Here is a 14,761-nt window from a genome sequence, read left to right on the forward strand (position 1 = left end):
GGATCGCATACGCGATCCGGGGCCCACTTATTTTCGCCGTCGAATCATGAATCCCGGGTGCGGCCAGAAAGCTGCACGAGAAAACCGACTGCACGCAGTTTCCCGTTCACTACCTGATCGTTACTCCTTGTGAAAGCGGCAGAAGTCACAGCTAAAGAAGGCTGGTGCGGCGCGGGAACGCGACCGAAACAGATGCCGCTGCAGAAGGGAACCTGAAAGTGAAGTACGCGAAGACCGCTGCGTTCGTTGCCGGTTCCGTGGTTGCTCTCGGAACGGCTGCTCCCGCCTTCGCCGTTACTGAAGCCACGGCCCCCAACTTCAGCCTCGACAGCGGCCTGAACCAGGTCATGGCCGCCGCCCCGCAGGCCGTCGACCCGCTGGTCGACACGGTCGGCGGCGCCGCCGAGTCGGTGCAGGAGGACGGCGCCGTCGGCAAGCTGGCCGGCGAGGCCACCGGTGCGGCCCAGGGCGCAGCCCCGCTGCTCGGCGGCGTGCCCCTCGGCGGCTGATCCGTCGGCGCGACGGCATTTCCCTCACGGCCCCGCAATTTCTCCGGTGTGCCGGTGCCCCGCATTAAGCGGCGGCCCGGAAGTAAATAAGCACCGTTCGAGTGAATGAGCACAACCAATCCCGTCGGAACGAGTTGTTCAGGACGCTCCGGATAGGCGGGCAAGAGAATACCTCGGAAGGGTTATTTCATGATCAAGAAGATTCTGGCCTCGGCGGCTGTCGCTGCTTCGGTCGTCGGTGTCTCCGCGGCTGCGGCCCCCTCGGCCATGGCGATCGGCAACGACGGCGGCACCACGTCGATCAACGGCAACGGCGCCTCGCAGGCTTTCGGTAACTCCGCCACGCACGGCGACTGGAGCCCGCAGTTCGCGCTCATCCAGGGTTCGCTGAACAAGCCCTGCATCGGACTGCCGGCCAAGGCCAACGTCGGTTCGCTCATCGGAGTCGTTCCGATCGCGGTCCAGGACATCAACGTCCTGTCCTCGCCGCAGAACCAGCAGTGCACCGAGAACTCCACCCAGGCCAAGGGTGACGAGGCTCTGTCGCACATCCTGGACGACATCCCGGTGCTCTCCGGCAATGGCGTCGGCAACAACTGAGGTCGCGTAGTTCCGGTCCCTCGCCGCTGAATTCCTCGAGCTCATCGGGGACGGCCCGGATTCTGCCTGTTCGAAGTGCGTGAAACGTGGGGCCAGTTCATCCATGCGGCCACCGGTCATCGGTGGCCCGGACGGACTGGCCCCTTGTCGTGTGTCAGTGCCGACGGGTCAGAGCGGCAGGCCGCCGATGACCGGAACCGCGGGTACGCCCGGAACCTTGGGCATCTCGGGGAGGCCCGCCAGGTCGGCGGCGGGCAGACCGCCGCCGAGCACCACGCTCAGGACGACGTTGAGGCTGCCCGTGATGGTCGCCTGGACCGCTGCGGCCACCTCGGCGGGCTTGCCCGACACCGCGGCCTTGACGAGCGCGTCCACCTTCGCCTGGAGGTCCGCCGCGGCCTCGGCCTTCAGGACGGCACCCGGGTCGGGCTCGGCCCGCGGGCCCGGAGTGGGGACGTCCGGAGTGGAGATGCCCGGAGCCGGGACATCCGGAACCGGGACGTCCGGCGCGGGGACGTCGGGAGCGGGCAGGGTGGTTGCCGCCTTTTCCTTGAACGGCGCCAGGGAGGCGGTCACGGGTTCGGCCAGCTTCGCGGCGTCCGCCTCCGGCAACGTGCCGTCGGGGGCCTTGAGTACGGCGTCGATCAGATCGGTCACCGGGGCGAGAACGCCCGAGGTGTCCTTCAGTAGACCGGCCTGGGCGCCGAGTTGCTCGGCCCCGGGGATGGCGGGTTCGGCGGCGGGGACGCCGGCGGAGTGGGCGGGCGACGCGGTCGCTGCCACCGCCTGCGCGCCGGCCGACCCGAGGGTGAGGGCACAGCAGGCGGCCGTCGAGACGAGGAGACCGGTCTTCCGGGAAATGCGCATGAAGCTTGTCCTTCCAGAAATGCTCGGATTGCATGCCCTCTTCGTGGGAGGGCCACCGCCACCGTGTAAAGGCCAGCTACTCCACGCAATCCGACAGGTACCGGCGGTGACCGGTGTTCGGGTGAGGTTGTGCCTCTGAGCAGGCATTTAGGCGCGCACCAGCCCTGCCGCCATCAGGGGGACCCGCCGGAGTGTCATCCGGCGGGAGGTGCCGTCGGTGTGCATGTGCGGCGCGGGGTCACGGGGTTGGGCCGGATGGCCGAGGCGCAGGCTGCGCGGATTCGCCGCACGGGGTAAGGGCTCTTCATGGACCAGTACGACAGTCAACGCCCCCCGGGCGGCCGGCAGCCCGCGGAGGACAGCACACCGATCTACGACCGCCTGTTCGCGGAGTGGTGCGCGGCCGGCCGCGGCGCCGATCCGGCAACGAACCCTCACCCCGTGGGCCGCCTCGTTCCGGCGGCCCGCACATCCGGCGAGAGCGCCCGCGAGTGAACCCGATGCGTCCACCTTGCGCAGGATCGAACCCATTTGAGTGGTACTGCGGAACTGAATCCTCCGAATGGGGTTGTTCAGTACGTTCCACAACGGGACGCTCCGAAAGGTGAAGCTTGATGAAGAAGATGATGGCCGGCGCGGCAGTGGCCGTGTCCCTGGTCGGTCTGTCCGCCGCTGCGGCCCCCTCGGCCATGGCGATCGGCAACGACGGGGGCACCACGTCGGTCAACGGCAACGGCGCCTCCCAGGCGTTCGGCAACGCCGTCACGCACGGCGACTGGAGCCCGAACACCCACCTGGTCCAGGGCACGCTGAACAAGGCGTGCATCGGCCTGCCGGCCAAGGTCAACGCCGGTTCGCTCATCGGCGTGCTCGTGCCGGTCGCGGTTCAGGACATCAACGTCCTGCACTCGCCGCAGAACCAGCAGTGCACCGAGAACTCCACCCAGGCCAAGGGTGACGAGGCTCTGTCGCACATCCTGGACGACATCCCGGTGCTCTCGGGCAACGGCGTCGGCAACAACTGACGTTCCATGTTGTGCGGGCGGTCCGGGAATCTCCGGGCCGCCCGCACTCCCTTGTGCGGCAGCGCCCATGACGATGCCCACCACTCCACGGGGGGTGGTGGGCATCGTCAATGGCCGACGGGGGAGGGGCGGTCAGCCCAGGCTGCGTACCGGCAGGAGGCAGAGCGCGGACGTCTTGACGACCTCTTCGTCCGCCGCGAACGAACGCAGGAGCTCCTCGCTCACCGGCTGCCCCGGTACGCCCTCCGGCCACGGGCGCGTGGCGAACATCCCGTAGACCTCGCCCTGGGCCTCCGCCGCGGCCAGCCACTCCGGGGGCACCTGGTACTGCGCCTTGAAGTGGGGCATCGTCAGGACGGCCTGGCCCGCCTGGACGAGAAGCTTCACCGGGAGGCCCGGCGTCTCGGACGCCCTGGTGAGGCCGCCGCCGACCGGCAGGCCGCAGCGCTCCAGCGCGATGCGCATGGCGCTCTCGCCGGCCTCCGGGCCGTCCTGCCCGTCGCCGAGCGAGTAGGTGAGCAGGAAGGCGACGTCGTGGTCGCCCTCGGGGTGCCGGCCGCTCCAGCCGATGAGGATCTGAGTGCCCAACTGGGCCTGTGTGAACGTGCCGGTGGCGGTCTGGGGTGTGGTCATGCTCGGCACCATAACGGCCTGAGACCGGTCGATGTGCACGCGTATCACCCGATCGGGGAAGCCTTCGGGATAACTCAGACGAACGCGTCTCGTCCCGGTCCTGCGGCGCTCACCGCAGGAGTGTCCGCGGATATTCCGTTGACGGTGACCGGTGACCCCGGGCTATGGTTGATCTCGTCCGCACACAGGGCCGGGAACAACCGGCCGTGTGCGTGAGCCGTGAGGAACCAGGAGGTGAGGACATTGATGACTGTCGTTGCGGTGGGCGCTGCCCACGACCAGATGAGCATCGTTCTCACCCCCGTGGCCACCGGCTGACCTTCACTTACCTTTTCCGCGCCCGAGTGCGCGGTGCCGGGGCCGCCCTTCGAAGGGTTTCCCTTGTCTTTCTCTTCTCTTCCGGTTCCGACTTCTCCTTCGGTTCCGACCTCTTCGCACGCGCTGTCCCCGTACGGCTGGGACGAGGACTGGGCCGACGCGTTCGCCCCGTACGCCGAACAGGGTCTGCTCCCCGGACGTGTGGTGCGGGTGGACCGCGGTCAGTGCGACCTCGTCACTCCGAACGGCCCGCTGCGCGCGGACACCGCTTTCGTGGTGCCCCGCGACCCGATGCGTGTCGTCTGCACCGGGGACTGGGTGGCCGTCGACCCCGACGGTGACCCACAGTTCGTACGGACGCTGCTGCCGCGGCGTACGGCCTTCGTCCGCTCGACGTCGTCGCAGCGTTCCGAGGGTCAGGTGCTCGCCACCAACATCGACCACATCGTCATCTGTGTCTCGCTCGCGGTCGAACTCGACCTCGGGCGTCTGGAGCGCTTCCTCGCGCTCGCCATGTCCAGCTCCAGCGGTGACGCGCTCCTCGGCGACGGGCACACGGCCGGCCGGCCCGACCCCCGGCCGCTCGTGCTGCTGACCAAGGCCGATCTCGTACCGGACGCCGCCACGCTCTCCTACCTCGTCCAGGACATCGAGGCGATCGCGCCCGGCGTGCAGGTGCTACCCGTCAGCTCCGCCACCGGTGAGGGCATCGACGTGTTCCGCGCCGTCGTCTCGAACGGTACGAGTGTGCTGCTCGGGGTCTCCGGCGCGGGCAAGTCCACCCTCGCCAACACCCTGCTCGGCGAGGACGTGATGGACGTCAAGGCGGCCCGTGACGTCGACGGCAAGGGCCGGCACACCACCACGACCCGTAACCTCCTCGTCCTGCCCGACGGTGGCGTGCTCATCGACACCCCCGGTCTGCGCGGGGTCGGGCTCTGGGACGCGGAGGCCGGTGTCGGCCAGGTCTTCTCCGAGATCGAGCAGCTGGCACAGCAGTGCCGCTTCCACGACTGCGCCCACGAGGCGGAACCTGGCTGCGCGGTCCGGGGCGCGGTCGAGGACGGGACGCTGCCCGAGCGGCGCCTCGACAGCTATCGCAAGCTGCTCCGGGAGAACCACCGGATCGCGGCCAAGACCGACGCCCGGCTGCGCTCGGAGACCATGCGCGAATGGAAGCGCAAGGGCGCCGAGGGGCGGGCCGCGGCGGACTTCAAGCGGGGTCGGATGCGGTAGCGGGAGTGGTACGGGTTCGACGTCCGAAAACCGCGAGTGCGGCACCGGAAGGTGCCGCACACTGGACGGTGTGATGGACGAACAGACCAGGTACGAGGCGGTGAGCAGCCGCGACGCAAGGTTCGACGGACAGTTCTTCTTCGCCGTCGCGACCACCGGCATCTACTGCCGGCCGAGCTGCCCCGCCGTCACCCCCAAACGGAAGAACGTGCGGTTCTACCCCACCGCTGCCGCGGCGCAGGGCAACGGATTCAGGGCGTGCAGACGCTGCCGCCCCGACGCCGTGCCCGGCTCCGCCGAGTGGGACGTGCGCGCCGACGTCGTCGGCCGCGCCATGCGGATGATCGGCGACGGTGTCGTGGACCGGGAGGGCGTCCCCGGTCTCGCCGGACGGCTCGGCTACAGCGCCAGGCAGGTGCAGCGCCAGCTCAACGCCGAGCTGGGCGCCGGTCCCGTCGCGCTCGCCCGGGCCCAGCGCTCCCATACCGCGCGAGTCCTCCTCCAGACCACGGATCTGCCCGTCACCGAGATCGCCTTCGCCGCCGGTTTCGCCAGCCTTCGGCAGTTCAACGACACGATCCGGCAGATCTACGCCCGGACCCCCAGCGCCCTGCGCGCCGAGTCCGGCACCGGTCTGGGCGGCGGCGTACGTGAGGGGAACCGGGCCGGGATCCCGCTCCGGCTCGCCCACCGGGGACCGTACGCGTCCCGGGAGGTCTTCGACCTGCTCGCCGCCGGGACCGTCGACCGGATCGAGGAGATCGGCGGGGTGCCGGGCCGTCGGACGTACCGGCGCACCCTGACCCTGCCGTACGGCGCCGGCATCGTCGCCGTGGACGAGCAGTCGGCGGGGCCGTGGCTGGAGGCCCGGATCCACCTCACCGATCTGCGCGACCTGACGACCGCCGTGCAGCGGCTGCGCCGTCTGCTCGACCTGGACGCCGATCCCTGCGCCGTCGCCGAGACACTCGGAGCCGATCCCCTGCTGGCGCCGCTGGTCGCCGCCCGCCCCGGGCTGCGCTCGCCGGGCGCAGCGGACCCGGACGAGTTCGCCGTACGGACACTGGTGGGCCGTGCGGCGGCCCGTGAGCTGGTCGAGCGGTACGGAAAGGTCCTCGACGTGCCCTGTGGCGGGCTCACCCATCTCTTCCCTGAGCCGGGCGTCCTGGCCGGCGGCGCGCAGGACCCCGCCCTGCGGGCCCTCGCCGCCGCACTGGCGGACGGCGAGGTACGGCTCGACGCGGGCGCGGACCGGGACGAGGCCGAGCGGGCGCTGCTGCGGCTGCCGGGAATCGGCCCCCGGGCGGCGGCGCTGATCAGGATGCGGGCACTGGGCGACCCCGATGTGGACCCGGACGGGACACCGGGCAGCGAGGCGTGGCGGCCGTGGCGCTCGTACGCCGTACGCCATCTGGAACTCGCGCGCTCCTAGGGCCTGCCCGACCCTGATCCGCCGGACAGGCCCCAGCTCTCCCGGGGGCGCGGGCCCCGCTCAGGCGGGCAGCCCCCAGCGTGGCGCTTCCGCGGTCGCGGGGACCGGGCGGATCGTCAGGTCGGGGCGGTCGCCCGCCGCTGTGATCAGGGCGGATTCTCCCTTGGCCAGGGTGATCCGGACCGTAGCGGACGCGGTCTCCTCGTACGGCAAGGGGTGTCCGCTCCGGTCCCGGATCTCGACGGGGCCCTCGATGCCGTGGTGTACGAGACAGGGCGCCCCGGCCTCGCTGGTCAGCCGGACCCACCGGGTCCGGCCCTCTTCCCGTACCGCACTGAGCAGGAACGCGCCCTGGGTGCGGAAGTCGTGCACGGTCATTTCCCGCCAGGCGGCCGGCAGCGCGGGGAAGACCCTGATCGTGTCGCCCCAGGACTGGCAGACCATGTCGTGCAGCGACTGGGCGGCGGCCAGTGGGGTCTCGATGACCGGGCCCGACTCCTTGTACATGGTGTTGGCCTGGATGAACTGCCTCATCAGGGTGGAGAGGTACGTCAGCGCGTCCTCGCCCTTCCCGAGGAGCGCGGAGATCGAGGCGGCGCCGGTGAACGTGTAGCCCTGGAGCGCTCCGGTGAAGCCGACCCAGTGCGCCAGGGACCTCTCGATCAGGGCGCGTTCCTCGGCGGTGCGCCCCGTGACCTCGTAGAGCGGATAGACGGCGAGCAGGTGGGAGAAGTGCCGGTGCGACTTCGCGAAGGGGATGTCCGCGCCGATCATGTAGCCGTTCGCGTCGACCGGGTAAGGGGCGAGCCGGGTGAGGACCTCGCTCCAGCGGCCCGACATTTCGTCGTCCACGCCGAGGATCTTCGCCGATTCGATGAGGGTCGCGCAGCCCCAGCGGAGCAGCATCAGGTCGTAGTTGCAGTCCCGGGTGGTTCCGCCGTACTCGGGGGAGTAGGTGGCGGGCAGATGCAGTTTCCCGTCCGGGCCGGGGGTCAGGAAGTGCAGGTAGTAGGCGACGGCCCTGCGCAGGATCGGGAACAGGGTGTCGCGCAGGACCGACTCGTCCATGGAGTGCCGGTAGGAGAGCCAGACGTTGTGCAGGGCCCAGGTGAGGTTGCCGACCTCCGGGGTCGGCGTCGCCTGCCCGGGGATACCGACCGGGAACGTGGCGTTGAGGGCGACGTCACCGCTGCGCAGCTTCATGTCGGTGGTGCGCGCGATGCCCGCCGAGTCCGGGCGGTAGGGCGCCGGGACCTGCTGGGAGAGGCTGTCGCGGAACTCGCTCAGCGCCCTGCTGACCGCGTCCATCTCCAGGTGGTTGGAGCCGTGGAGCAGCCAGTACTCCAGCTGCACGTTGAGATTCCACCAGGTGGCGGGCCAGGGGGTGGGCTCCAGCCACGGGCCGCAGGTCGCCATGACCGGGGCGTCCTTCCGGGCGGCTGCGGCGAATTTGTACAGCTGGATCCAGTAGAAGCGCTGGAGCCGGGCGTCGGGCAGGGAGAGGAAGCTCTTGCGGTAGTAGCGGAGCCACCAGGAGCGGTGGGCCGAGGCGTGGATGTCGTACGGGACCGGGCTCGCCGCCCGCACGGTCCGCACCGCCCGGTCGCGCGCGGTGGTACCGGGGAAGGAGTGGGCGACGCTCATATACAGCGTGCGACGGTCCCCGCCCTCCCGTACCCGCTCCTGCCACGCGGTGACGTGCTGACCGCCCGCGAGCAGGGGCTGTACGGCGGCGTGGACCCCGTCCAGCTCCTCAAGGGCGGCGGGCGGGTTGGGACCGTACCCGGGCGGGCGCGTCATGAACGCGACGCGCGGGCTGACCGCCTGCGCGGGATGGAAGGTCCAGCGGAAGTCCCGCTCGTCCCCGTCCGGGGTGATCTCGACGGCCATCAGCGCGGAGGAGGTGTGGACGAACGCGCGCAGCGCGAGGGTGCCCCGGTCGGTGGTGATGGTGCCGGTCAGTTCCGCGTTGCGGAGGCTGAGCCGCCAGTCGACCCCGGTGATGGTGCCGACGGGCTCCAGCGTGAAGTGACCGATCGGGAGGCGGGCGAGCCCGAAGAGCGATCCGAACTCCGGGCGGTGGTCCTGCACCTCGGAGTGCTGGACGTTGAACCGGACCGCTTTGCCGCCGGGCTCCGCGTAGATACCGGAGCCGAGGAATCCGTTGCCGAGGAACGGGCCCTCGTACCAGGTCTTCGGCATCCGCTGCCAGACCAGGTCGGCATCGTCGAGGACGGTGCGCCAGCTGTCGGCGGGGGAGTGGACGACGGGTGCGCGGGGCGAGAGCTCGTCGGTGGCGGCCCGGGCGGGGATGGCGGAGCCGGCGAGCACGGCGGTGCCGATGGCGGTGCCGGTGGCGAGAACGGATCTGCGGGACGGGGCGTGGGACGGGCGAGGTTCCGAAGCTGTGGGCAAGGCGTCTCCTCGAAACTCAAAAATGGGCGCAGGCACATGGATTCATCCGAGCTATACCTTCAGGGAAGGTAGGCATGGGGTGTGCGGGCGTCAATAGGGAGGAAGAGATCCGATGTGTACGAGCTATTTGCTCCGGGGGTGCGTCAGCCCCAGATGACAGCGACCAGCCACGCGCCCGCCACCAGCAGGCAGGCGAACAGCTCCACCAGCACCGAGTAGCCGGTCGCCCGCATCACGGAGCGCACCGACGTCCAGCCCGCGCCCCGGCTGCCCAGCCTCAGCCGCTCCGCCCCGTAGATCGCCCCGACGTACCCCACGACCGCGCCCACAACCGGCAGCACGAAGAACCCCGCGATCGCCGCGATCCCCCCGAGCATCAGGGTCTTGCGCGGTGCTCCCGACGCGGCGGGCCGGCGTGGCGGCAGCAGCGGTTTGAGCGCCTGGTTCAGCAGGAGCAGGGCCGTTGCTCCGATCAGTACGACCCAGGCGTCCCGGCCCACGTCCGTCAGGGCCCACCACAGCACAGCGGCCCAGACCATCGCCGGCCCCGGCACGCCCGGCACGAGTACGCCGACCAGCCCGACCAGCATGACCACGCCGACGGCGACGAGCTGCCACACACCCATCCCACCAGCCTGCCGGAATCCGTGCACTCCCGCCCGTCAGCGCAGGTCCGAGGGGGTCTGCGGCAATCCCGTCAGGCCCGTGGCGTACGAGCCACCCAGCCCCGTTCGTACGCGTGCCAGCCCAATTGCAGCCGCGTCGACACCCCGGTCAGCTCCATCAGGCCCTTGACCCGTCGCTGGACGGTCCGCAGCCCCAGATCCAGCTGCTTCGCCACGCTCGCGTCCGTCAGCCCGGCCAGCAGCAGCGACAGGATCTCCAGATCCGTCGGATCGGGCCCCGTCGCCTCCTCCCGCACCCAGCCGTTCTCGCCGAGCCGCAGCGGCATCGCGTCCCGCCACACCGCCTCGAACAGGCCCATGAGCGACTCCAGCAGCCCGCTCGCATGGACGACCAGAGCGGCAGGTTCCGCCCCGCGTCCCGTCAGCGGCACCATGGCCAGACTGCCGTCGGCCACGACCAGCTTGGTCGGCACCCGGTCGACCACCCGGCACTGCTCGTCACGGCTGAGGGCGGCCGACAGCTCCAGGATTCCCGAAGGCAGTGACAGGACCTCGCGCTCGACGACGACCCGGTAGGACACCCCGCGGTTCGCCGCGCGTTCCTCGGACTCGTTCTCCATGCCGCTCACCGCGATCGGCTTCCCCGTGACCAGGGCGCAGACCTCCGACACCGCACCGAGCTGCAACTGATGGAAACGGTGGGTCACCGCGCTCGCGCCGGTCACCACCTCCACCAGATCGTGCACGGCGGGCTCGCTCGCCTCCGCCCGGTACTCCTCGGCGAGCAGCACCGCCGCCAGCTCCGCCTGCTCCAGCTCGTGCCGCTGCTGGATGAGGAGGGCGCCCAGTGCCACGCCTGGCGGGGCGGCGACCCAGCGTCCCGGCCTCGCCGACGACTGGGCCGCGAGGCCCTGGTGCTCAAGGCGGCGCAGCGCCCGCTCGGTGTCCGCCTGTGGGAGCGCAAGCCGGTGCGCGAGATCGGAGACCTCCGCCGCACCTGCCGCGACCAGCGCGCGGTACGTCGCTTCCTGTCTCTCGTCGAGACCTATCGCACCCAGCATCCTCGACCCTCCCCGGGCGTGGTTGTTCGCACAACGTGCGCTCCGGCCGACCGGCCGTGGCGGGAAAAGGCCACGGCGTAAACCCGCCGCAGACATCATCCCCCGTACCGGTGGCCACTCTGCCAATGTGGCGCCACCGCAGCACCAACAACCTCCGGAACGCGGCACCTTGTGCTGCTTCGAAATGAAATGACATGGGGAGAGCGATGCGCCCGATATCGCGCACGGCACTGGGAGTGGCCACCGCCACCGTCCTGGCCGTCACCGCGATCGCACCGTCCGTGGCGGCGCCACAGGACGATGCGACCACCGGCAGACCGCTGACCGGCAGCGCGGCAGCAGCCGCCAAGGACGACAAGCCCGTCACCGTCACCCTCGTCACGGGCGACAAGATCCTGGTGACCACCGACGGTTCGGGCACCACCTCCGCCACCGCTCTGCCCCGCGAGGACGGCACCGTCCCCCTCGTACAGACCCGGCAGTCCGGCAAGGACCTGTACGTCTACCCCGAAGCCGCCACCGGCGCCCTCGCCGCAGGCACGGTCGACGAGGAACTCTTCAACGTCACCGGTCTCATCCGCCAGGGTTACGACGACGCCCACTCCGCGTCCGTCCCGCTCATCGCCACGTACACCCGGAGCGCCGCGCGCAACACTCCCGTCACCCCGCGCGGCGCCGAGCGCGGACTCGACCTCGCGGCCATCGACGGCGTCGCGCTCAAGGCCGACAAGAAGCAGACCGCCGCGTTCTGGGCCGACGTCACCGGCCCCCGGTCGCGCTCGGCCGCCGGGCTCGAGAAGCTCTGGCTGGACCGCCAGGTCGAGGCCAGCCTCGACAAGTCGGCCAAGCAGGTCGGCGCCGACCTCGCCTGGGCCGCCGGTTACGACGGCAAGGGCACCAAGGTCGCCGTCCTGGACACCGGCGCGGACGCCGAGCACCCCGACCTCAAGGGCCGGATCGCCGCGGCCCAGAACTTCACCGACTCCACCACCACGGGCGACCGCCGGGGCCACGGTACCCACGTCGCCTCCACGGTCGGCGGCAGCGGCGCGGCGAGCGACGGCAGGAACAAGGGCGTCGCCCCCGGCGCCGACCTCCTCGTCGGCAAGGTCCTCAACGACTCCGGCTCCGGCGCGTCCTCCTGGATCATCGCCGGTATGCAGTGGGCCGTGGACAACAAGGCCGATGTCGTCTCGATGAGCCTCGGCAGCGCCGTACCCACCGACTGCACCGACCCGATGAGCCTCGCCGCCGAAGAGCTCGGACAGAGCAAGGACACCCTGTTCGTGATCGCGGCCGGCAACGCCGGCCCCACGCTGAACACCGTCTCCTCGCCGGGCTGCGCCCCCAGCGTCCTGACCGTCGGCGCCGTCGACCGTGACGACTCCACCGCGCAGTTCTCCAGCCGCGGACCCGCGATCGTCTCGCACACCCTCAAGCCCGAGATCGCCGCCCCCGGCGTCGCCATCTCGGCCGCCGCGGCAGGCGGCCGTGGCCCTTACGCCTACCGGTCGATGTCCGGTACGTCGATGGCCACCCCGCATGTCTCGGGCGCCGCGGCCATCGTGAAGCAGCGTCACCCCGACTGGACGGCGCAGCAGATCAAGGCCGCGCTCGTCTCCTCGGCGAAGAGCGACATCCCCGGTGACGTACGGGAGACCGGCGGCGGCCGGCTCGACGTCAAGGCCGCCATCGACACCCAGGTCACGGGCGCCCCCGCGGTCCAGGGCGGCACCTTCAACTGGCCGCAGGACGCGAGCGACCGCACCACCGTCGAGGTCCCCTACACCAACGCCGGTTCCGCACCCGTCAAGCTCTCCCTGAGCGTCGCGGGTGTCACCGGCAACGACGGCTCCGCCGTACGCTCCGCCGTCGCCCGGCTCGGTGAGCGCAACGTCACCGTCCCGGCCGGAGCCACCGTCAAGGTCCCCCTGACGATCGACCCGACCGCGCACCTCGCCCGCAGTCAGTACGGCGATGTCACCGGACGCGTCCTGGCCACGGGCCCGGGCGGCGTCAAGGTCTCCACCCCGTTCTCGCTGTACGTCGGCGCCGAGACCGTCACCCTGCGCGTCAAGCTGATCGACCGCAACGGCAAGCCCGCCGACGGTCAGTCCTCGCTCGACGTCATCGGCACCGACACCGCCAGCGGTGAGCGACGCTTCAACGACGGCGCCTCCGACCAGGTGTACCAGCTGCGCCCCGGCGCGTACTTCGTCTCCAGCTTCGTCACCTCGCCCGACCCGGGGGACGCCACCGGACGGATGGTCGGCTCGCTCGGCTACCTGGCCCGCCCTCAGCTGGACCTCACCAAGGACACCACCCTGGTGCTTGACGCCCGCAAGGCGGACCGGCTCCGGATCAGGACCGAGGACCGCGTGACGGAGTCCCGCAGCACCACCCTCGGCTTCGGCCGCACGTGGGACGACGTCTGGCAGCACGCCGGTTCGATGACCGGCGGCCGGATGATCGGGGAGTACGTCGCCGACATCCAGGGCCGGGCCACGGACGGCGACTTCGAGTTCGGCAGCTACTGGCGGGCGTATGCGCCGCAGATCAGCGAGCTGCGTGCGAGTGGGGGTGTGGCTGGGGGTGCGGCTGGGGGTGCAACTGGGGATGTGACATTGCACCCTGTAGTTGCAAGTACCGGCTCCGTCAACCTCGACGGTACGGGCGAGGCGGCGCTCGTCGCCGCGGGCACCGGCACCGCGGCCGACCTCAAGGCCGCCGGCGTCGAAGGCAAGATCGCACTGATCAAGGTCGGCGACACCGAGACCTCCCTCTTCACCAAGGCCCGTGACGCCAAGGCCGCAGGCGCTGTGGCGCTGATCGCCCACCGGCCCTCCGCGGGCCGCTGGCTGCCGAGTGTCGGCTTCGGCGCCGCACCGCTGCCCACGCTCGCCGTCGAGGCGGGCGAGGCGGCGACGCTCGCCGCCGCCCTCGCGCAGGGCCCGGTGAAGCTGAACTGGAAGGCCACCGCCACCAGTCCGTACGTCTACAACCTGGACTTCCAGGAGACCGGCCCCGTCACATCGGACCGGACCTACCGGGTCCGTGACGCGAAGCTCGGCAAGTCCGACGCCACCTACGAGGCGATGGGCGTGGCCGCCGACTACGTGGATGTCCTGCTGGCGAAGCGGCCGTACGGTGCGACGTTCTCCGCAGGTCGCGACACGGTCGCTGTGCCCTCCACCCGTACCGAGTACTACACGGCCGGCGACACCGGCTACCAGCGGTTCCTCTCCTCCAGCTTCCCCTGGGGCGAGTTCATGTTCGACAAGTCACGCACCTTCGAGCCGGGCTCGCAGGGTACGGAGAGCTGGTACCGGGGCATCCTGCGCCCGGCGGCTCCGGTCGATGCGAACGGCAAGCCGGCGCTCGCCGGGGAACGCCAGGACAACCGGATCGGGGTCGCGCCCGCGTTCTGGGCCGATGCCGAACACGTGGGCGAGCAGGGGTCCTTCGGTGACCTGGGCGGCATGACGCTGACCAGCGAGGGACAGGAGATCGGGCGGAGCCCCTACCCGTTCGGAGTCTTCACCGTCCCGTCCGGTGACACCCCGTACGAACTGACCCTGAGGACCACCAAGATCGGTGCGCCCGCACAGGTCTGGAAGCGGTCCACGGCCACGACCACCACCTGGAAGTTCCGCTCGCACCGTGAAGAGAACACCTACTCGCAGGGCATTCCGCTGCTCTTCCCGGACTACGACCTGCCGTCGGACGGCCTGAAGACGCTGCCCGCACAGGACGGCGTACGGATCGGCCTGAGCGCGACCGGTCACGCGGGCTACACCCCCGGCGAGCTGACCACGGCCAAGGTCTCCTACTCGTACGACGGTGGTACGACGTGGACCGAGGCCGCCACGGCACAGAAGGACGGCCGTTGGTCGGCGACCGTCAACCACGCGGGCGCCGCGGGCAAGCCCGTCACTCTGAAGACTGAACTGACGGACGCCAACGGCAACTCCGTCATCCAGACCGTGGTCGCGGCGTACGCAGTGCGCTGACCACGTCCCGAACGGTCCGCCGGGCGTCC

12 protein-coding genes are annotated in these 14,761 nt (G+C 70.6%); 7 read left to right on the plus strand and 5 right to left on the minus strand.

What is annotated here, in order from left to right; genetic code table 11:
* Nucleotides 1-218: 218 nt before the first annotated feature.
* Together ACWGO0_RS11475 and ACWGO0_RS11480 are read left to right on the plus strand one after the other, a co-directional pair.
* Nucleotides 219-509: a hypothetical protein gene (locus ACWGO0_RS11475; RefSeq protein ID WP_453531630.1), complete on the plus strand. Its 291-nt coding sequence runs from the start codon at nt 219-221 to the stop codon at nt 507-509.
* Nucleotides 510-698: 189 nt separating this feature from the next.
* Nucleotides 699-1,109: a rodlin gene (locus tag ACWGO0_RS11480; protein ID WP_453531633.1), complete on the plus strand. Its 411-nt coding sequence runs from the start codon at nt 699-701 to the stop codon at nt 1,107-1,109.
* Nucleotides 1,110-1,277: 168 nt separating this feature from the next.
* On the opposite strand, the gene ACWGO0_RS11485 is transcribed toward ACWGO0_RS11480, so the two are convergent.
* Complete coding sequence (locus ACWGO0_RS11485) at nt 1,278-1,976, minus strand: hypothetical protein (RefSeq protein WP_453531635.1); 699 nt, start codon at nt 1,974-1,976, stop codon at nt 1,278-1,280.
* Nucleotides 1,977-2,282: 306 nt separating this feature from the next.
* Between ACWGO0_RS11485 and ACWGO0_RS11490 the strand changes: the two genes are divergently transcribed.
* Together ACWGO0_RS11490 and ACWGO0_RS11495 are read left to right on the plus strand one after the other, a co-directional pair.
* Nucleotides 2,283-2,471, plus strand: coding sequence for a hypothetical protein (locus ACWGO0_RS11490; protein WP_453531638.1), 189 nt, complete (start codon nt 2,283-2,285; stop codon nt 2,469-2,471).
* A 119-nt stretch (nt 2,472-2,590) separates the two neighbouring features.
* Nucleotides 2,591-3,001 (plus strand): rodlin, encoded by a 411-nt coding sequence (locus ACWGO0_RS11495; protein ID WP_453531641.1) that lies wholly within the window; start codon nt 2,591-2,593, stop codon nt 2,999-3,001.
* A 132-nt stretch (nt 3,002-3,133) separates the two neighbouring features.
* Here ACWGO0_RS11495 and ACWGO0_RS11500 read toward each other — a convergent pair whose 3' ends face one another.
* Entirely contained in the window at nt 3,134-3,634 is a 501-nt protein-coding gene (locus tag ACWGO0_RS11500) for a DUF5949 family protein (protein WP_453531643.1), read from the minus strand.
* Between the two features lie 381 nt (nt 3,635-4,015).
* Between ACWGO0_RS11500 and rsgA the strand changes: the two genes are divergently transcribed.
* Both rsgA and ACWGO0_RS11510 read left to right on the plus strand, forming a co-directional pair.
* Complete coding sequence (rsgA, locus tag ACWGO0_RS11505) at nt 4,016-5,188, plus strand: ribosome small subunit-dependent GTPase A (protein ID WP_453531646.1); 1,173 nt, start codon at nt 4,016-4,018, stop codon at nt 5,186-5,188.
* A gap of 73 nt (nt 5,189-5,261) precedes the next feature.
* Nucleotides 5,262-6,620, plus strand: coding sequence for a DNA-3-methyladenine glycosylase 2 family protein (locus ACWGO0_RS11510; protein WP_453532032.1), 1,359 nt, complete (start codon nt 5,262-5,264; stop codon nt 6,618-6,620).
* 60 nt (nt 6,621-6,680) lie between these two features.
* On the opposite strand, the gene ACWGO0_RS11515 is transcribed toward ACWGO0_RS11510, so the two are convergent.
* The 3 genes from ACWGO0_RS11515 to ACWGO0_RS11525 form a co-directional block, all read right to left on the minus strand.
* Nucleotides 6,681-9,035, minus strand: coding sequence for a glycosyl hydrolase family 95 catalytic domain-containing protein (locus ACWGO0_RS11515; RefSeq protein WP_453531649.1), 2,355 nt, complete (start codon nt 9,033-9,035; stop codon nt 6,681-6,683).
* A 143-nt stretch (nt 9,036-9,178) separates the two neighbouring features.
* Nucleotides 9,179-9,661, minus strand: coding sequence for a DUF456 domain-containing protein (locus ACWGO0_RS11520; RefSeq protein WP_453531652.1), 483 nt, complete (start codon nt 9,659-9,661; stop codon nt 9,179-9,181).
* Between the two features lie 71 nt (nt 9,662-9,732).
* Complete coding sequence (locus ACWGO0_RS11525) at nt 9,733-10,722, minus strand: helix-turn-helix domain-containing protein (RefSeq protein ID WP_453531655.1); 990 nt, start codon at nt 10,720-10,722, stop codon at nt 9,733-9,735.
* Nucleotides 10,723-10,928: 206 nt separating this feature from the next.
* Between ACWGO0_RS11525 and ACWGO0_RS11530 the strand changes: the two genes are divergently transcribed.
* Nucleotides 10,929-14,732, plus strand: coding sequence for a S8 family serine peptidase (locus tag ACWGO0_RS11530; protein ID WP_453531658.1), 3,804 nt, complete (start codon nt 10,929-10,931; stop codon nt 14,730-14,732).
* The last annotated feature ends 29 nt before the right edge of the window (nt 14,733-14,761 follow it).

This window comes from Streptomyces sp. NPDC055749 (assembly GCF_053617235.1).

What these genes read in the sequence shown, in the direction of transcription:
- ACWGO0_RS11480 (WP_453531633.1), top strand. Translation starts at nt 699, where the DNA reads ATGATCAAGAAGATTCTGGCCTCGGCGGCTGTCGCTGCTTCGGTCGTC.
- ACWGO0_RS11485 (WP_453531635.1), bottom strand. Translation starts at nt 1,976, where the DNA reads ATGCGCATTTCCCGGAAGACCGGTCTCCTCGTCTCGACGGCCGCCTGC.
- ACWGO0_RS11490 (WP_453531638.1), top strand. Translation starts at nt 2,283, where the DNA reads ATGGACCAGTACGACAGTCAACGCCCCCCGGGCGGCCGGCAGCCCGCG.
- ACWGO0_RS11495 (WP_453531641.1), top strand. Translation starts at nt 2,591, where the DNA reads ATGAAGAAGATGATGGCCGGCGCGGCAGTGGCCGTGTCCCTGGTCGGT.
- ACWGO0_RS11500 (WP_453531643.1), bottom strand. Translation starts at nt 3,634, where the DNA reads ATGACCACACCCCAGACCGCCACCGGCACGTTCACACAGGCCCAGTTG.
- ACWGO0_RS11510 (WP_453532032.1), top strand. Translation starts at nt 5,262, where the DNA reads ATGGACGAACAGACCAGGTACGAGGCGGTGAGCAGCCGCGACGCAAGG.
- ACWGO0_RS11520 (WP_453531652.1), bottom strand. Translation starts at nt 9,661, where the DNA reads ATGGGTGTGTGGCAGCTCGTCGCCGTCGGCGTGGTCATGCTGGTCGGG.
- ACWGO0_RS11525 (WP_453531655.1), bottom strand. Translation starts at nt 10,722, where the DNA reads ATGCTGGGTGCGATAGGTCTCGACGAGAGACAGGAAGCGACGTACCGC.
- ACWGO0_RS11530 (WP_453531658.1), top strand. Translation starts at nt 10,929, where the DNA reads ATGCGCCCGATATCGCGCACGGCACTGGGAGTGGCCACCGCCACCGTC.